The following is a 17,362-nucleotide window of genomic DNA, read 5'->3' on the forward strand; positions in this document are numbered from 1 at the left end:
TGTTAGCCTACAGAAAAAACCGAGTGTTTGCTCACCTTTTCCTGTGAAAAGTGTATAAAAGTGTTTAAACTAACCGAGACATAAATCACATAATTCCAGTCTTGTTTCCGCTCGCGGAAGCCGACAATTGCAGTAACCACCAACCGTGGAAGGAATATCCATGTCTAAAAGAACGATTACCGTAATCCCAGGTGATGGGATCGGCCCAAGCATCATCGACTCCGCTCTGAAAATCCTCGACAAGGCGGGTTGCGACTTCGAATATGAATTTGCCGATGCTGGCCTGACGGCTCTGGAAAAGCATGGTGAACTGCTGCCTCAGCGTACGCTGGATCTTATCGAAAAGAACCGTATTACCCTGAAAGGCCCACTGACCACTCCCGTTGGTGAAGGCTTTACCTCCATCAACGTTACCCTGCGTAAAAAGTTCAGCCTGTATGCCAACGTGCGCCCAGTGAACTCTTTCAAGGGAACCCAGGCCAGATACGAAAATATCGACATCATCACTGTCCGTGAAAATACCGAAGGCATGTACTCCGGTTACGGCCAGAAAGTATCAGATGACGGCAGTACTGCCGAAGCCACCAGCATTATCACCCGTCAGGGTGCTGAGCAGATCACCACTTTTGCCTACGAGCTGGCCCGCAAGGAAGGCCGTAAGAAAGTGACCATAGTGCACAAGGCCAACATCATGAAGTCCACCTCAGGCCTGTTCCTGAAAGTGGCCCGTGAAGTAAGCCAGCGCTATCCCGACATCACCACCGAAGAAATGATCGTGGACGCCACCTGCATGAAGCTGGTGATGAACCCAGAAAACTTCGACGTGATTGTAACCACCAACCTGTTTGGTGACATCCTGTCAGATCTGTGTGCCGGTCTTGTGGGTGGTCTGGGTATGGCGCCCGGAGCCAACATCGGTGCCAGTGCGGCCATTTTTGAAGCCGTACACGGCAGCGCTCCGGACATTGCCGGTAAAAACCTGGCTAACCCCACTTCCGTGATCCTGGCTTCTGTACAGATGCTGGAATATCTCGGCATGGCTGACAAAGCTGCGGCTATCCGCAATGCCGTTGCGGCTGTGATTGAAGAAGGCGACCGTACTACCCGCGATCTCGGCGGTACCCACGGTACCACCGACTTCACTCAAGCGGTCCTCGACAGACTCGCCTGAGTGCCCGGCGTCATCTGACGCGGCAAACACCATAAAAAAGGATGAGCCCAGGCTCATCCTTTTTTATTCCCCGCTGGAGCCAATACCCAAGGCTCACCCAAATTTCAGCCTAAGCTCAGTTGCCATCTCCCTTCATGGCCTGACGTCATCTCACCGGCAATATCGAGGCTGCATGCTGAGCATGGTTTCATCACCAGTTAAAACCCACTAAAGTAACAACCACTTAACCCACCATCCCCATCAAAGCCTTGCAGCAACAAACAAAAAGCCACTGTATCTCTTTGTATCAATTCATTATTTAGCCACCAATCGCAATTGCCCACGCATCAATTTGTGGTCACAATGCCTGCCTGCCACGTGCCCGGCAGACAGATAAAAGCAGTCGCACCCTGAGGTGCTGTAAGGGATATAAGATGAAAAAAATCATAGGATTGTTAATCGGCATGAACCTGGTCGCCTGTGGCGGTGGCAGTGATGACCCGGCGCCGGAAGTACCGGATACCCCGGTCGTATTTAAAGCCGATGCCTGTTATCTGATGAGCACCAATCTTGGTGACATAACACTTGCCATCGACACGACCAATACCCCCATCACCGGCAATAACTTCAAACAATATGTCGACAAAGGCTTTTACGATGGCACCCTGTTCCACCGCGCGGTAAATAACTTCGTCATCCAGGGCGGTGGATATACCAGCGGTCTCGTGCCAAAAGACACGGATGCGGCGATTAAAAACGAAGCCAGCGTGGGCTTCAGTAACGATCGCGGCACCCTGGCCATGGCTCGCACTGCTGCACCGGATACGGCCACCTCGCAGTTTTTCATCAACGTACTGGATAATCCCCAGCTTGATTATTCTGCCAGCAGCTATGGCTATGCGGTATTTGGCAAGGTACTGTCCGGAATGGAAGTGGTTGACCAAATCAGTATCGCCCCTGTCCACAACGTAAACGGCTTCAGCGATGTGCCTGTGGATGAAGTCGTGATTGAATCGGTAACCGAGATGAATTGCCCTGCCAGCTGATAAGATCAGTTAGCTGCCAATTCCGAGCCACCCTTCAGGGTGGCTTTTTTATTCAGTCTTGAGCACACTCAACCTGAGTTCCGGGCAAGTATCCCGGTTAACCATCCTTGCCCCGATATGAAAAAGCACTGCCACTCCTTGCGCGAACTCATCTGACTGAGCACACAGGGGGATCTGATATTCACAAAGGACAACGCCTTGATTAAGTTAGCCAAATCAAATGTAACCGAGGTAGACGTATTCGTAGCAATGGAAAGCACCCCGGACACGGCAATGTACGTGCTGCCCTACACCCGAGAGAAGCACCTGGCCGAAATGGTAAAAGACGAGGTTTGCTACCTGACTATCTATCACCGGGAGCGGGTTGCCGGCTTTATTATCCTGGCCATTGAGGGCTCCAGTGTGGAATTCAGGCGAATTGTGGTGCATCGCAAGGGGCTGGGCACAGGACAGCAAGCCATGCAGGCAATGGAGGAGTACTGCCTACGACATCTTGGGGCTGACAGGATATGGCTGGATGTATTCGCTGAGAACGAACCTGGTATACACATCTACAAAAAGCAGGGTTACCAGCAATTTGATGTTGTTGAGCACAATGGCAGAGCCTTGCTGCTATTTGAAAAGAAGCTATAAAAGGTCTGTTTGACTGGCCAGTGTTTCATCTCAAAATTAACAAAGGCGCCTCAGGGCACCTTTGTTAGACATGCAAGCCTTGTGGTGACTATCAAATCCAGGGAGAGCTGGGTCTTAGCCACAGATGTACAGTCACTTCATCACGATCGTGGTAGAGGTGCTTACAGGCCAGATGAAACTCGTGAATGCCGTTTTCCTTAAGGATGACATGCATATTGGCGAGGATCTGCGATACCTCTTTGTAGCGACTCTTCATTGGCAGCTTGAGGTTAAAAATCGCCTCTTTAAACCAGCCCTGAATCGCCCAGTATTCCATCAACTCAGCCACACGGGCGGGCTTTTCCACCATGTCACATACCAACCAATAGATATTGCGGCGAGCCGGCTCAAACTTGAAACCGTCGGCGCGGTGGTGCGTCACCTGCCCTGACTCCATCAGATCATGGTTCATGGGGCCGTTATCGATGGCATGTACCATCATGCCACGGCGTACCAGTTGATAGGTCCAGCCACCGGGACAAGCGCCCAAATCCACCGCATTGAGGCCACTGCGAAGACGGGTTTCATGCTCCTCGCGGGGAATAAAGTGGATAAAGGCTTCATCCAGCTTGAGCGTCGAACGGCTCGGGGCGTCGGACGGGAATTTGAGCCGCGGGATCCCCATAAAGTGGGGAGAGCTGTTGTTTGACAACGAATAACCGGTAAAGGCCTTGTTGGGCGCCACAAAGCACACATGCACTATGGGACGACGGCTGCTTTCTTTCTCCAGCAGCACGCCACGCTTTTTCAGCGCCTGACGCAGGGGCACGGTGAATTTACGGCAGAAGGCCGACAGCTCTTTGGCTTCGTTGGTGTCGGGGGTTTCTACCCGCAGTTCCCCTGCACGTTCAATTTCCGCCAGACTCTCAGTGATAGGAGTCACCCTGTCTTCCGGTGAAAAGTCATCGAGCAAATCGCCGCAGGCGAACATCTGCCGCGCAAAAATCAGCGAGTCCAGCGGCAGATCTTTGGCGAGACGATCGCCATCATCGGGGCTGAAGCCCTGAAACACCACATAGGCATCGTCGCGATTGGCTTTGACGAAACCACCAATACCAAGCTCGGCGGCCCGCTGCTGAATTTCGGCCGCGCAGTCTTTTTCGTAACCGGCACGGCAATATAAGAACAGGTTTTTCATTGCGATTCTTCGTTGGCGCTAACATAAAGCGGCCCACAGGCCGCAAAAACAGAAATTGGCGCCGAGTATATCACAGCGCGAACGTCTCTTGGCTATTTGCCATCAACGACCCGGCTGCGCCATACCGCCGCGCCGAGCAGCAACCATCCCAGCAGCAAACAGGTTCCGCCCAGCGGGGTAACAGGCCCCCACCACTTGGCTCCCGTCATGACCAGTGCATACAAAGAGCCAGAAAAGAGCGCCATACCAGCGATAAAAAAACCGGCCGCCCAGCTCAGTAATCGGGAGGCAATATGGGGCCAGGCGAGTGCGACGGCGAGCAAGGCAAAGGTATGGTAAAACTGGTATTCAACCGCCAATTCAAACACTGAAACCATCTCGGCACTCACCAGATTTTTAAGGCCATGGGCACCAAAAGCACCGAGGGCGACGGCGAGAAAGCCGGTCACAGATGCGAATAAAAACAAACCCCTATTCATTCATTTCTCCATAAATTCAAGGCAGGCTGAAGCAGCAGCCTTCAGGTTATCCGCTTCGGTAAGCCCTGACGACTTGCGTGGTGTCAGGCTGTGATCGCCATCGGCAATCCAGCAGAATTTCACGGCTGTTGGCACATCCCAGGCCGCAACCTGCGTCCTGGTGCCAAAGCTGTCGCGCTCACCCTGCACTATCAAAAGTGGCAGTTGGCAATTCGCCAAGGGCTCAAGGCGCACTGCTTTCCCCTTGGGCGGCAAAAAGGGGTAACCCAAACAAAGAATGCCTGCAATCTGCGCGACATCAAACTCAGCGCCCAGGATGGCAGCCATGCGCCCGCCCATGGATTTACCCATCAGAAACAATCGTTTTGGCCCGTAGGTCGTCTGAACCATGGCAATGGCTTCGCGAAAGCACTCGAGCAGCGCAGGGGCGCGGTTGGGAGGACGGCGCTTGCCGTCAAGCTTGCGCTGCTCCATATAGGGAAAGTTAAAACGCACCACAGCTACCCCCTGGCTGGCAAGCCTTGAAGCCATAGCCGCCATAAAGTCCGAGTCCATGTCGGCACCGGCGCCGTGGGCAAAGAGCACCATCACATCCCCGGGCTCGCCATCGAGCTTAAGCCAGGATGGCAGCGCTGTGTTTGTCTGGTTAAGGGCTTCAGGCGGGCAAGAGTTCACTGCGTGACTCCTCAGCAAACATGTCCAGCATCCATTCACGGAACGCCACTATTTTGCCAAGCTCGGCATGGTTTTGCTGGCATACCAGATAGTAGGCATCTTTACTCACCAACACTTCCTGAAAAGGCACTACCAAGCGACCGGCTTTGATGTCCGGGCGGGCCAGCACGCTGTACCCCAGCGCCACACCCTGACCATGGGCAGCGGCCTGTAATACCAATGACGAATGACTGAAAATCGGTCCCTGGTTCACGTTCACGTCGGTGACGCCACATTGGCGAAACCAGGCCTGCCAGTCGTGACGGCTCATGTCGTGCAGCAGGGTGTGATGCTTAAGATCTGCGGGCTTCTCAAGGGGCTTGGGGCCATTGAGAAGCATGGGGGAACACACGGGGATAAGTACTTCGTTACGCAGTTTATCGGCCCTGAGCCCTGGCCAACTGCCCTGCCCATAATAGATGGCCACATCCACGTCATCAGTGAGAGACCCCTCTTCGCTGTCCACCGCCTTGATACGCACGTCGATGTCGGGATTCTTCTCGCTGAATTTGGCAAGTCTTGGCACCAACCACTGAATCGCGAAACTGGGCGACATACTCACGGTCAACGAGCCAATGGCACTGCGGGCCAGCAAACGGTCGGTGGCGTCGGACAGTTGGGTAAAAATATCCTTGATGTCGAGAAAGTAGCTCTGCCCCTCTTCGGTGAGCAGCAAAGAACGGTTCTTTCGCCGAAATAATTTTAATCCCAGAAAGTCTTCCAGCGCCTTAATTTGATGGCTCACCGCCGCCTGGGTAACAAAGAGCTCTTCGGCGGCGCGGGTAAAACTCAGGTGCCGTGCAGCGGCCTCAAAGGCCTTTACGGCATTCAGCGGAGGAAGTCGTCTTGACATGGTGATCCCACTCTCATTTTTTAATTAGTTTTTCTAATCCGCATTGTTACATTTTATCGTTTGTTAATGAAAGGCTTTTTGCGTAAATTTTGCGCCAACAAACGAGATGGTCGGGCGGCTTTTAATCGGAGTAAGCATGCCTGACGAGTGACCCCGAATACGCAGAAAGATGAAGCGAAGGGGTGACCCAACTGATACGCCCGGAGGCGCTTACCATGATGAACCTGAAATCCGCTTTTGCCCTGATGCTGTTTGCTGCTTTTTGTGCAACCGCCAGTGCCAACCAAGAAACCACCACGCTGAGCGCTGATGCCATTGTCTTTGATACTGAAGCCCTGCATGAGTCCATCACCTCTGAGCTGACCCTGAGCATGGCCAAAATCCAGGACGAGCTGCGCGCCGATAACCAGGGCGCGACCCTGCTGCTGGCCAATCAGGAAGACGCCAAAAGCGACGCCACTGCGACCAAGGCCGAGTAACAAATCGCATTGATTGCCGGTTAACACGAACACACTGGTAAATAGAAAAAGCCGCAATAATGCGGCTTTTTTGTTGTCTGAATTTAGCCCCTGAACTGTGAAAGCCTGTCTTGCGGCGAACAGTCGGCTTGAGACCAGCAATCGGCTAGAGACCAGCAATCAGCTTGAGGCTGGCGGCATGTCGTTCGGGACACTGCTATTTTTATCGGTGCCCTTTGCGTAATGCCGCCTGAAGGTTCAGCGCCTGCTCAGGGACGATATACCTTCACGTTGCTGTAGCCCTGCTCTTGCAAATACAGAGCTTGCAGTTTACTCATCACGCCACGCTCGCAGTAAAGCAGGTAAGTTTTGTCTTTATCGAGCTCGGCAAACGCGGTGGCCAGCCTGAAGAAGGGGATCACCTTCACTTCAACGCCGTCCACATCCAGGGGTCTGGACTCTTCTTCTTCCGGCGCTCGGATGTCGATAATAACTTCATTTCCGGTCGCGCTGGAGACGGTTTCCGTTTCGGTCACTCGCTCACTGGTTGCAACGGCAATATCACGGATATCAATGACTTCGGCTTTCGCCAGCACGCGATCGAGCAAGTCTTCCGAGAACTTCTGCTCTTCGGCTTCCACCTTGGAGAGTACCGCTTTCACCGTAGGGCGCTGGGATATCACACCACAATACTCGGGCATGGACGCCGCAAAATCTTCAGTACCGATGCGACGGGCTTCGCGAATAATGTCAGGTTTATCCATGCTGATCAGTGGACGCAGGATCAAGAGATCGGTGCAGCGGTCAATCACATTCAGGTTGGTCAGGGTCTGACTCGACACCTGGCCCAGGCTCTCACCGGTAACGAGAGCCTGAATGCCCATGCGATCGGCCACACGGGTGGCGGCGCGCATCATCATACGCTTAAGAACCACACCCATCTGACCGTTTTCAATGCGCTCGAGGATTTCTGTTACCACTTCTTCGAAGGGCACAGAGACAAACTTCACCTTGTGCGACTCGCCGTAGGTCTTCCACAGGTGGTAGGCCACCTGTTTCACGCCAATTTCGTGCTGGGCACCACCAAGGTTGAAGAAGCAATAATGGGTACGGGAACCCTTTTTAATAAACTGGAAGCTGGCCACGCCCGAGTCAAAGCCGCCGGAAATCAATGACAGCACGTCTTCCTGAGCGGCAATGGGGAAGCCCCCCAAACCCTCGATGCGCTGGCTGACCATGTAAAGCTTGTCGCGGTCGATTTCAAGCTGAATGGTCACATCCGGGTTCTTCAGCTGCACGCCCTTGGCTTCGGTAAACTGGTTCAAACCACCGCCAACATAGCGCTCAACCTCGATGGAATTGAAGTCGTGTTGACCTGAACGCTTTACCCGCACACAAAAGGTTTTGTCTTTGAGCATGTCGCGATACACCGGCAGCGCGAGCTGATAGATATCATCCACGGTCTCAAAGTCGTACTCGGCTACCTGCAGTACATGATGAATACCCGGGATATGGGCCAGACGCTCGGCAAAAAGCGCTGTGAGTTCAGGCTTGTCCTTGGGTACCTTGACCATGATCTTGTCCCATTGGCGCTGTACCTTGGCATCCTCATCGATTTTTTTCAGCACGTTGCGGATGTTGGACTCGAGCATCTTGGTAAAACGCATTCTTACCGGTTTGCTCTTGATCATGATTTCGGGATACAGCTTAACGATAAACTTCATGGGACTTCCAAAAAACAGGCTTGCGCCGAGGGTTAAAGTTCAAACTAAAAGATAATCGCGGGAGTATATCAAAAAGCGGCCCCGAGGGGCAGAGGCAGCCATCACTGTCAGCTCAGTTGCACGCCTGGATAGAGTGAAAATGACGCCCGGCACCAACTCCCGCCATCAAATAGACACCTCAACGCCGGACACAAACACAAATAAAAAGCCCGGCGCAGTGGCCGGGCCTTGAGGGCGAAGGTTAATTACCGCTATCGGTGCCAACCTGTATTTCATCGGACTCTTTGGGTTTGCCCTGCTCAATGGCAATCTCCACCCGGCGGTTGCGGGCCCGATTTTCGGCTGATTCATTGGGTACCAACGGATTGTTGGACCCCATGCCCACCACCTTCATCCGGGATGGGTCAAAGCCTTTTACCTTTACCAGCTCGTGGGCAACCGACACAGCGCGCTTACTGGAGAGGTCCCAGTTTGAGCTGTAAAGCTCGTTGCTGATTTGCATGTCATCGGTGTAGCCCGACACGGTAATGATGCCGGGGACATCCTTTAACAATTCACCCACGGAGCGAATAACGGGTCTGAACCTGGGTTGCAGGAATCCCGAACCAGAGCCGAATGCGCCTTTCTCGCGGATACGAATAATGATTTGTTGGCCAAGAGATTCAATTTCAATGGCACCATCAACAATTTCCTCATTGAGCTGCTCAGCCATTTTCTTCACCTGCTGGTTGATAAGCTCTTGGGATGAAGAGGAATCGCTCTGGGTACTTTCAGCGGTTTCCTGTGCTGTCGATGAAGCTTCACCGCCGCGCTGCGAGCCCTGTTGTTGCTGCACGCCTCCGGCACTCTCGCTCTCCCCTTCCTGGAAATCGAGGATGGGTTCGGTCATCTCGTTGGTTTGCTGATTGATGATTTCAATGGGGGTGGGCTCGGGTTTGCCGGGACGAAACTCCAGAGCAATCACCGAGGTACCCTTGGGAATGTCTTTTACCTCAACCTTATTCTGCACCCCGAATGCATACTTCATGGAACCGGCTATCTGCTTGAATTTCATCACATCCATTTCGGAAAATGCCAGCAGCAGCACGAAAAAACACATCAAGAGCGACATCAGGTCGGCAAAAGTGGCAAGCCACAGAGGCGCTCCCGGTGGAGGACAGTTGCACTTGGCCTTGGCCATAGCGCTATTCTCCGTCCGTGGTATCTATCTTGCGGGATTTTTCCGCCAGATAGTTTTTCAGGAAGCCTTCAATTACCCTGGGGTTTTGACCGTCCTGAATCGCCAGCACCGCATCCATAATAAGGTTGCGGTTAAGCATTTCTTCACTCATACGCAGTGACAGCTTATCCGCAACCGGAATGGCAACCATGTTGGCCAACATGGCACCATAGAGGGTCGTTAACAGCGCCACCGCCATGGCGGGGCCAATGGACTTGGGGTCATCCATGTTGGAGAGCATGGCCACCAGACCAATCAGGGTACCAATCATGCCCATCGCCGGAGCCACATCACCAAAAGCCCTGAAGATGCCGATACCTGTTCTGTGGCGTTCTTCGGTGAGGGCAATGTCCTTTTCCAGGGCCTCACGCACCACATCGCCATCGTGGCCATCCACCAGCATATCGACTGCCTTTTGCATAAAGCTGTTGGAAATCTGTGCCTCTTCCAACGCCAGAAAGCCCCCTTTACGGGCTGCATCGGCCATGGCAACTGACTGCTCAATCAGCTCTTCGGGCTTGTCGATTTTGAACATAAACGCCTTGGCGGCAATCTTTACTGCTCCGAAAAATTGTTTGAGGTTGAATTTCATCATCACCACAAACAGAGAGCCACCAAATACGATAAATACGGAAGGAACATCCACGAAGATGGCCAGACCGCCGCCGGTCACCATCGCCATCAGCACAAAGGCAAAAGCGCCCAACAGACCAATGAGGGTTGCTAAATCCACAGATGCTCCTTAATTACGCAGTCATGAGAACCGAAGGCAAAGGAAACCAACGGCAAGCCAAAAATCCAGGGTCACTCTCAGGTATTATGTCAAAACCTATAACAAAGGACGGAGGTTAAAGACCCTGTCGCTATTCTCATTTATCGGACAGCGCTTCGGCAAGTTTAGCGCCAATTTATTTTTTCTAACAAAAATTCAGCAACAAAGCGTGCTCCAAGGCAAATATTCCCCCGCATAATTTGACCCTGTCAGCCTCGTGAGATACCTTGTGCACGCCGACACAGCAGGAAAAAATACCGTGGCCAAAAAACCGGAAAATTTGAGTTTTGAAGCATCTTTGGCAGAGCTGGAACGCATAGTCACTGAGTTGGAGCAGGGCGACGTCTCATTGGACGATGCGTTGAAACAATTCGAGCGGGGTATCGGGCTGGTGCGAGCCAGTCAGGCCAAGCTGGAACAAGCCCAACAAAAAGTGGCCATCCTGCTGAGCCAGGCCCCGGATGCACCACTCGACGACTTTTTACCCGAGGGAGAATAATGCTCAAACTTGCCCTCGCCGACTGCCAGACCCGGGTCGACGCTGTCCTTGCCGCACATATAGATGCATTGCCTCAAACCGCACCCGCGTTGAAGGCCGCCATGCGCCATGGTGCCCTGATTGGCGGTAAACGTATACGCCCCTTCCTTGTGTATGCCGTGGGTGAATTGCTCGGGGTGGATAAAGCCAAGCTGGACCGACTGGCAGCCGCCGTTGAATGTGTTCATGCCTATTCCCTTATCCATGATGATTTGCCCGCCATGGATGACGACAACCTGCGCCGTGGCAAGCCTACGGTGCATATTGCCTTCGATGAAGCCACGGCAATACTCGCCGGTGATGCATTGCAAACCCTGGCCTTTGAAATCATCAGCGAAGCCGATGCAGGCCTCGCCCCAAAAGCGCAGGTCGCCATGATTGCGGCGCTGGCAAAGGCGTCGGGATATCTGGGCATGTGTGGCGGACAGGCATTGGATCTTGCCGGTGAAGGTAAGAGCATCAGCCTCGACGAGCTGACCCGGCTGCACAACCTGAAAACCGGCGCCCTGATTCGTGCCGCCGTGGAGCTGGCGCTGATTGCCGCCGATGCCTCCGACACCGACACGACTGCACTTCGAGCCTATGCCGATGCCATTGGCCTGGCGTTTCAGGTACAGGACGACATCCTGGATATCACGGCAACCACCGAAGAAATCGGTAAGCCGCAGGGGTCTGATCTGGATGCCAACAAGAGCACGTATCCTAAATTGCTGGGGCTCGATGGCGCCCGGCAAACTGCCGATGCACTGGTAGCCGACGCACTATCAGCGCTGGCTAAAATGCCATACAATAGTCAGCTACTTGCAGACTTTGCCCGTTATATCGTCGCGCGACGAGTATAAGAAAGAAAAGAATCTCGCTATGAGTTTGGACATTTCGAATTATCCATTGCTTGCCCTGGCGAGCACCCCGGAAGAGCTGCGCCAGCTGCCTCAGTCGGCATTGAAACAGCTTTCAGATGAACTCAGGCAGTTTTTGCTGACCTCAGTGGGCATCTCCAGCGGCCATTTCGCCTCTGGCCTCGGCACGGTCGAACTGACCGTTGCGCTGCATTATGTGTACAACACTCCCTTCGACCGTTTGATTTGGGACGTGGGCCATCAGGCCTATCCCCATAAAATCCTCACCGGCCGCCGCGACAAGATGCACACCATTCGCCAGAAGAATGGCCTGCACCCTTTCCCCTGGCGCGAAGAGAGTCAATACGACACCTTCAGTGTTGGCCATTCCAGCACCTCGATTTCTGCCGCCCTTGGCATGGCAGTCACCGCCGAGAAAGAAGCCCAGGGCCGTAAAGTGGTTGCCGTGATTGGTGATGGCGCCATTACCGGCGGTATGGCTTTTGAGGCCCTGAATCACGCAGGTGATCTGCACAAAGACATGTTAGTGGTGCTCAATGACAATGAGATGTCTATCTCTGAAAATGTCGGCGCACTGAATAACCATCTGGCCAAACTCATGTCCGGACGCCTCTACACCACCATTCGCGAAGGTGGCAAGAAGGTACTCAAGGGCATGCCTGTGATTAAGGAAATGGCCAAGCGTACCGAAGAACACCTAAAGGGTATGGTAGTACCTGGTACCCTGTTCGAAGAGCTTGGCTTTAACTACATAGGTCCCATCGACGGCCATGATGTTAATGGACTGGTGGAAACCCTGAGTAACATGCGTGACCTCAAGGGCCCGCAGTTCCTGCACATCATGACCAAAAAGGGCAAGGGGTACGAACCCGCCGAGAAAGATCCTATCGGCTGGCACGCTGTGCCCAAGTTCGACCCCACCCAGTTCCGTAAGCCGGCGACCAAGCCCGGTTTACCCACCTTCTCCCAGGTGTTCGGCAAGTGGCTGTGTGATATCGCCGCCAAGGACGAGAAAGTGCTCGCCATTACCCCGGCCATGCGCGAAGGCTCTGGCATGGTGGAATTCTCCCAGCGCTTCCCGCAGCAATATTTCGATGCGGCCATCGCAGAGCAGCATGCCGTGACATTGGGCGCCGGATTCGCCTGTGAAGGTTACAAGGCCGTGGTGGCGATTTACTCCAGCTTCCTGCAGCGCGGCTACGACCAGCTCATCCACGATGTGGCGTTGCAACGACTGCCCGTGCTCTTTGCCATCGACCGTGGTGGTATTGTCGGTGCCGACGGGGCCACCCATCAGGGCGCCTTCGATTTAAGCTACATGCGTTGCATCCCCAATATGGTGATCATGGCGCCAAGCGATGAAAACGAATGCCGCCAGATGTTCTACACCGGTTACAGCTACAACGACGGTCCAAGCGCAGTGCGTTACCCAAGGGGCAGCGCCACAGGTGCCGAGCAGATTGAAGAGATGACAGCCCTGCCCATCGGCAAAGGGGTGATGCGTCGTCAGGGTGAGAAGATTGCCATCCTCAACTTTGGCACCACCCTGGCCGCCGCCTTGACGGCAGCAGAGTCCCTCAATGCCACAGTGGCCGATATGCGCTTCGTGAAACCACTGGATGAAGCCTTGCTGCTGGAGCTTGCCGCCAGCCACGATGTGCTGGTGACAGTGGAAGAGAACGCCATCATGGGCGGCGCCGGCTCAGGTGTGCTTGAGTTCCTTGCAAGCAAGAACCGCCTGAAGCCCCTGCTGCAAATCGGTATACCCGATGAATTTATCAAGCACGGTGGCCCGGAAGAAATCCTGAGCGAGCTGGGTCTGGATGCGGCCGGTATCGAGGGGCAAATCCGCGCATTTACCGCGAGCTGATATTAAGCCGCGACCAAAAAAGGACTGCCTCGGCAGTCCTTTTTGTTATCTGACAGTTCATCAGGCCTGGGTGTCTACACCGCCGCCCTGAGATACCATCACCATGGCTGGACGCAGCAAACGGCCATTGAGCTCATAGCCTTTTTGCAAAACCACCATCACATGATTGGCTGGCACCTCGGGGTTTGGCTGCATGCCAATGGCCTGATGCTGTTCTGGGTTAAAGGGCTGGCCCATGGGGTCCACCACTTTCACGCCAAACTTTTCCACGGCATTGACCAGAGTCTTCATGGTCAGAGACACGCCTTCGTACATGGCCTTGGTGGCTTCGTCTTCGGCGTTGGTGCCTGCCAGTGCGCGCTCCATGTTATCCAGGACCGGCAACAGCTCGTTGGCGAATTTTTCGAGGGCAAACTTGTTGGCCTTTTCCACATCCATGGCGGCACGGCGACGGATGTTATCCACTTCGGCGGCGGCACGGACAACAGAGTCCTTTTGCTCTTCCACCTTGGCTTCGGCAGCGGCCAGAGCCTGCTCCAACTCCTCGATACGGAAGTTTGCCTGGGTCAGCTCATCTACCAGCGCCGCCTCATCAGTGACGACATCGGTGTCCTGTACCTGTTCCAGGGGCTCTTGTTGGGGGTTGGTCGATTCGTTGCTCATCTCTACTCCAAGCTAAAAATGCTTTGTTTCTGCATACACAGGGCATATTATGGGGATCAATTCTGGCGTTTCAAGGCCTTGAAGGCGCAGTTTCCGCGATATGACATCCCAATTCCACACCATCGGCCTGATCGGCAAACCCCACCACAACGGTACCAACCTGACGCTCAAGCGTTTACATCACTGGCTCGGCAGTCAGGGCTATGAAGTGCTTGTGGAAGAAAGAGTCGCTGGGGAGCTGGGCGCCAAGGTGGAGGCGGTCGATTTATTGGCCATCGGTAATCGCTGTGATTTGGCGATTGTGGTGGGTGGCGATGGCAATATGTTGGGCGCCGCTCGGGTGCTGGCCCGTTTCGATGTGGGCGTGATTGGGGTTAACCGCGGCAATCTGGGATTTCTAACCGACCTGCCACCCGACGGCTTCGAAGAAAGTCTGGCGGCCGTGCTCGATGGCGAGTTCATCACTGAGCACAGATTTTTGCTTGAAGCAGAAGTGCACCGCCATGGCACCATGAAAGCCAGCAACACCGCCGTCAACGAGGCCGTACTGCACCCGGGCAAAATTGCCCATATGATTGAGTACGAAGTCTATATCGACAATCAGTTTATGTACTCCCAGCGTGCCGACGGCATGATAGTCTCCACTCCCACAGGCTCAACGGCCTACTCGCTTTCAGCGGGCGGTGCCATTTTGACGCCCAACCTTCAGGCGCTGATTTTGGTGCCCATGTTCCCCCATACCCTCTCCTGCCGCCCGATAGTGGTGGATGCCAATTCCACCATCAAACTGGTGGTCTCACCGGAAAACGGTGAGAACCTCGAAGTGAGCTGCGATGGTCACGTCACCCTGGCGGTCTTGCCCGGGGATGAGATTTTTATTCGCCAAAGCAGTGAACGCCTGCGCCTCATCCATCCCAAAAACTACAATTACTTCCACGTGCTGAGAAACAAACTGGGCTGGGGCAGCAAACTTTTCTGATTATCCCCTGAAATATAACCAGTCGCAGTTTCAAAACCGAAACTCAACAAGATTTTGGCCGGTGTAGCCCTACCCTGCAGCAGTGGCAGCGCTCAACCACGCGTCGAATTTTAAACGCAAAAATAACACTAAATATCAGACAATTAACATCAGTTGATGGCTTTCAATAAATTGGTCTTACCAAATTTTGTGACGAAACACTCATTAGCAGTAGCTGATTAATAACGAGTTAAACTACACAGCTGAAATAATAAGATCAGATTTTTCCGTTTATGCCATCATAGCGGGCTTTTTTGCACATAAATAAATAGAACCACCGGTTCTTATTACCTAATGCGATAAAGGATGGCAAAACAAAGCCGACGGAGATCACATTCCAGCCAAAAGACGACTGGAGCGAACTCCCAATGCCTGATATTGCTCGGGGGTTTGTTGTTACCAATGATCTGTATCAAGTTTTTGATCGGCCAAACAACGTTTATTTAGCCATGCAAATCGCCGCGCAAAACAATAATCAGGGCGATGGGTCGACAGCGATGTCGGCAACAACACGCAACCAAAGAAGAGGCAATCATGACATTCGTTCAACTTCTCGCCAGCTTGTCACCTGTGATCAGCGTTATGCTGTTCCTGGTACTGCTCAGGCTCCCTGCATCCAAGGCCATGCCCATTTCGGCGGTGGTCACGGCGCTCGCCGCTATTCTTGTCTGGCAAATGGATACCCAAATGCTGGCCGCATCCGTGGTAGAGGGCCTGCTGTCAGCCCTGACCCCACTGTCCATCATCTTCGGGGCGGTGTTCCTGCTGAACACCCTCAAGTATTCCGGTGCCATGGATACCATCCGCGCCGGTTTTACCAATATCAGTGCCGATGCACGGGTACAGGTCATCATCATCTGCTGGCTGTTCGGCGCCTTTATTGAAGGTTCTGCTGGCTTTGGTACTCCCGCCGCCATTGGCGCGCCCTTGTTGGTGCTGCTGGGCATTCCACCTGTGGCCGCAGCCGTGGTGGCACTGATTGCCGACTCGGCCTGTGTGTCTTTCGGTGCCATCGGCTTGCCGGTGCTCTTTGGTATGGAGCAAGGCCTGATTGAAGGCGGTACCAGCATGGCGGCAGCCCAGATTGCCGAACATGGCGGCCACTTCAGCGACTATGCCCGCTATATCGCCATGCACATGATAACCATCGACCTCATTACCGGAACCCTGATCCCTCTGGTCATGGTCAGTGTTCTGACAGGATTCTTTGGTCGTAAGAAGTCCTTTGCCGAAGGCCTCGCCATCTGGAAATTTGCCATCTTTGCCGGCCTTGCCTTTACTGTGCCTGCGTGGATCATCAACTTTGTCGCCGGTCCCGAGTTTCCTTCGGTAATCGGTGCCCTGATTGGTATGGCGATGGTCATCCCTGTTGCCCGCAAAGGCTGGCTGCTGCCCAAAACCTCCTGGCACGATTTTGAAGAAACCACCGAGAACGGTAACGATGTCCCCCATACCGAGGTACGTTTCAGTCAGCTGGCTGCCTGGACGCCTTACCTCGTGATGGCCGCCCTGCTGGTTGCCAGCCGCACCATAGCGCCACTCAAAGCCTGGCTTGGCAGCTTTAACATCAGCTGGACTCATTTGTTGGGCACAGATCTGAAAGCCAGTTTTGCGACCCTTTATGCACCTGGCGCCTTCTTTGTGCTGGTGTGTCTGCTGGGTTTTGTGCTGTTCAAAATGCGCTCTGATGCCATGCGCAACTCTGTGACCGTGTCACTCAAGTCCATGATCCCAACTGTGATTTCTCTTGGTGCCTCTGTGCCCATGGTGAAAATCTTCCTGAACTCAGGCGCCAATGAGGCGGGACTCGCCTCCATGCCTGTGGCACTGGCCGATATGCTCGCGGGCTCCATGGGCGCTGTTTGGAACTGGATGGCGCCAGTGGTCGGTATCTTCGGTGCCTTCCTGTCCGGTAGCGCTACCTTCTCCAACATGATGTTCTCTGGCCTGCAGTACAGCGTGGCCGACAACATCGGCGCCAACCACGCGCTGACCCTGGCGCTGCAGGGCATAGGGGCCAACGCCGGTAACATGATGTGCGTAATGAACGTGGTCGCCGCCGCCACTGTGGTGGGCATGGCCGGACGTGAGTCAGAAATTATTCGTAAAACCATGCCGGTTGCGCTTGGGTATGCCCTGCTTGCCGGCACCATAGCAACCCTTTGGGGCGGATTCTAATCCCGCTGAA

17 protein-coding genes are annotated in these 17,362 nt (G+C 53.9%); 9 read left to right on the top strand and 8 right to left on the bottom strand.

Annotated elements, in window-relative coordinates; genetic code table 11:
- Positions 1-160: 160 nt before the first annotated feature.
- The 3 genes from K0H63_RS13495 (at position 161) to K0H63_RS13505 (ending at position 2,829) form a co-directional block, all read left to right on the top strand.
- Positions 161-1,171, top strand: coding sequence for an isocitrate dehydrogenase (locus tag K0H63_RS13495; protein WP_011760534.1), 1,011 nt, complete (start codon positions 161-163; stop codon positions 1,169-1,171).
- Positions 1,172-1,584: 413 nt separating this feature from the next.
- Complete coding sequence (locus tag K0H63_RS13500) at positions 1,585-2,196, top strand: peptidylprolyl isomerase (RefSeq protein WP_220065128.1); 612 nt, start codon at positions 1,585-1,587, stop codon at positions 2,194-2,196.
- A 198-nt stretch (positions 2,197-2,394) separates the two neighbouring features.
- The gene (locus tag K0H63_RS13505) at positions 2,395-2,829 is read left to right on the top strand and encodes a GNAT family N-acetyltransferase (protein ID WP_220065129.1); all 435 of its coding nucleotides are present in this window, start codon (positions 2,395-2,397) and stop codon (positions 2,827-2,829) included.
- Positions 2,830-2,920: 91 nt separating this feature from the next.
- Here K0H63_RS13505 and rlmM read toward each other — a convergent pair whose 3' ends face one another.
- The 4 genes from rlmM to K0H63_RS13525 form a co-directional block, all read right to left on the bottom strand.
- Complete coding sequence (gene rlmM / locus K0H63_RS13510; protein ID WP_220065130.1) at positions 2,921-4,006, bottom strand: 23S rRNA (cytidine(2498)-2'-O)-methyltransferase RlmM; 1,086 nt, start codon at positions 4,004-4,006, stop codon at positions 2,921-2,923.
- 92 nt (positions 4,007-4,098) lie between these two features.
- Positions 4,099-4,485: a DUF423 domain-containing protein gene (locus K0H63_RS13515; RefSeq protein WP_220065131.1), complete on the bottom strand. Its 387-nt coding sequence runs from the start codon at positions 4,483-4,485 to the stop codon at positions 4,099-4,101.
- The gene (locus K0H63_RS13520) at positions 4,486-5,160 is read right to left on the bottom strand and encodes an alpha/beta fold hydrolase (protein ID WP_220065132.1); all 675 of its coding nucleotides are present in this window, start codon (positions 5,158-5,160) and stop codon (positions 4,486-4,488) included.
- Positions 5,141-6,052, bottom strand: a complete 912-nt coding sequence (locus tag K0H63_RS13525) for a transcriptional regulator GcvA (protein WP_220065133.1) — start codon at positions 6,050-6,052, stop codon at positions 5,141-5,143. Before K0H63_RS13525 ends, K0H63_RS13520 begins: the two co-directional genes overlap by 20 nt.
- Before the next feature lie 182 nt (positions 6,053-6,234).
- Between K0H63_RS13525 and K0H63_RS13530 the strand changes: the two genes are divergently transcribed.
- Positions 6,235-6,531, top strand: coding sequence for a hypothetical protein (locus K0H63_RS13530; protein ID WP_220065134.1), 297 nt, complete (start codon positions 6,235-6,237; stop codon positions 6,529-6,531).
- 248 nt (positions 6,532-6,779) lie between these two features.
- Here K0H63_RS13530 and thiI read toward each other — a convergent pair whose 3' ends face one another.
- The 3 genes from thiI to pomA form a co-directional block, all read right to left on the bottom strand.
- Positions 6,780-8,234: a tRNA uracil 4-sulfurtransferase ThiI gene (gene thiI / locus K0H63_RS13535; RefSeq protein ID WP_220065135.1), complete on the bottom strand. Its 1,455-nt coding sequence runs from the start codon at positions 8,232-8,234 to the stop codon at positions 6,780-6,782.
- A gap of 241 nt (positions 8,235-8,475) precedes the next feature.
- A complete protein-coding gene (locus K0H63_RS13540) occupies positions 8,476-9,414 on the bottom strand; it encodes a flagellar motor protein MotB (RefSeq protein ID WP_220065136.1) in 939 nt (312 codons plus the stop codon).
- 4 nt (positions 9,415-9,418) lie between these two features.
- Positions 9,419-10,186 carry a flagellar motor protein PomA gene (gene pomA / locus K0H63_RS13545; protein ID WP_220065137.1) on the bottom strand — a complete coding sequence of 256 codons (768 nt, stop codon included), beginning with the start codon at positions 10,184-10,186 and terminating at the stop codon, positions 9,419-9,421.
- A 298-nt stretch (positions 10,187-10,484) separates the two neighbouring features.
- On the opposite strand from pomA, the gene xseB reads away from it, so the two are divergent.
- From xseB to dxs, 3 genes are read left to right on the top strand one after another with little or no spacing between them, the layout of a single operon-like run.
- The gene (gene xseB / locus K0H63_RS13550; protein WP_220065138.1) at positions 10,485-10,724 is read left to right on the top strand and encodes an exodeoxyribonuclease VII small subunit; all 240 of its coding nucleotides are present in this window, start codon (positions 10,485-10,487) and stop codon (positions 10,722-10,724) included.
- Positions 10,724-11,605 (top strand): (2E,6E)-farnesyl diphosphate synthase, encoded by an 882-nt coding sequence (gene ispA, locus K0H63_RS13555; RefSeq protein WP_220065139.1) that lies wholly within the window; start codon positions 10,724-10,726, stop codon positions 11,603-11,605. The genes xseB and ispA overlap by 1 nt, the downstream gene beginning before the upstream one ends.
- A 19-nt stretch (positions 11,606-11,624) precedes the next feature.
- Complete coding sequence (gene dxs / locus K0H63_RS13560; protein WP_220065140.1) at positions 11,625-13,493, top strand: 1-deoxy-D-xylulose-5-phosphate synthase; 1,869 nt, start codon at positions 11,625-11,627, stop codon at positions 13,491-13,493.
- Between the two features lie 60 nt (positions 13,494-13,553).
- Here the strand turns inward: dxs and grpE are convergent, their stop codons facing one another.
- Positions 13,554-14,156, bottom strand: coding sequence for a nucleotide exchange factor GrpE (grpE, locus tag K0H63_RS13565; protein ID WP_220065141.1), 603 nt, complete (start codon positions 14,154-14,156; stop codon positions 13,554-13,556).
- Between the two features lie 100 nt (positions 14,157-14,256).
- Between grpE and nadK the strand changes: the two genes are divergently transcribed.
- Together nadK and K0H63_RS13575 are read left to right on the top strand one after the other, a co-directional pair.
- Entirely contained in the window at positions 14,257-15,135 is an 879-nt protein-coding gene (gene nadK, locus K0H63_RS13570) for an NAD(+) kinase (RefSeq protein WP_011760549.1), read from the top strand.
- A gap of 573 nt (positions 15,136-15,708) precedes the next feature.
- Positions 15,709-17,352 carry an L-lactate permease gene (locus K0H63_RS13575; RefSeq protein ID WP_220065142.1) on the top strand — a complete coding sequence of 548 codons (1,644 nt, stop codon included), beginning with the start codon at positions 15,709-15,711 and terminating at the stop codon, positions 17,350-17,352.
- The last annotated feature ends 10 nt before the right edge of the window (positions 17,353-17,362 follow it).

The sequence above is a fragment of the Shewanella zhangzhouensis genome (genome assembly GCF_019457615.1).
Taxonomy (GTDB): Bacteria; Pseudomonadota; Gammaproteobacteria; order Enterobacterales; family Shewanellaceae; genus Shewanella; species Shewanella zhangzhouensis.

Excerpts from the sequence above, each read along its gene's own strand:
- K0H63_RS13495 (WP_011760534.1), top strand. The coding sequence starts at position 161 with ATGTCTAAAAGAACGATTACCGTAATCCCAGGTGATGGGATCGGCCCA.
- K0H63_RS13500 (WP_220065128.1), top strand. The coding sequence starts at position 1,585 with ATGAAAAAAATCATAGGATTGTTAATCGGCATGAACCTGGTCGCCTGT.
- rlmM (WP_220065130.1), bottom strand. The coding sequence starts at position 4,006 with ATGAAAAACCTGTTCTTATATTGCCGTGCCGGTTACGAAAAAGACTGC.
- K0H63_RS13515 (WP_220065131.1), bottom strand. The coding sequence starts at position 4,485 with ATGAATAGGGGTTTGTTTTTATTCGCATCTGTGACCGGCTTTCTCGCC.
- K0H63_RS13525 (WP_220065133.1), bottom strand. The coding sequence starts at position 6,052 with ATGTCAAGACGACTTCCTCCGCTGAATGCCGTAAAGGCCTTTGAGGCC.
- thiI (WP_220065135.1), bottom strand. The coding sequence starts at position 8,234 with ATGAAGTTTATCGTTAAGCTGTATCCCGAAATCATGATCAAGAGCAAA.
- K0H63_RS13540 (WP_220065136.1), bottom strand. The coding sequence starts at position 9,414 with ATGGCCAAGGCCAAGTGCAACTGTCCTCCACCGGGAGCGCCTCTGTGG.
- ispA (WP_220065139.1), top strand. The coding sequence starts at position 10,724 with ATGCTCAAACTTGCCCTCGCCGACTGCCAGACCCGGGTCGACGCTGTC.
- dxs (WP_220065140.1), top strand. The coding sequence starts at position 11,625 with ATGAGTTTGGACATTTCGAATTATCCATTGCTTGCCCTGGCGAGCACC.
- grpE (WP_220065141.1), bottom strand. The coding sequence starts at position 14,156 with ATGAGCAACGAATCGACCAACCCCCAACAAGAGCCCCTGGAACAGGTA.
- nadK (WP_011760549.1), top strand. The coding sequence starts at position 14,257 with ATGACATCCCAATTCCACACCATCGGCCTGATCGGCAAACCCCACCAC.
- K0H63_RS13575 (WP_220065142.1), top strand. The coding sequence starts at position 15,709 with ATGACATTCGTTCAACTTCTCGCCAGCTTGTCACCTGTGATCAGCGTT.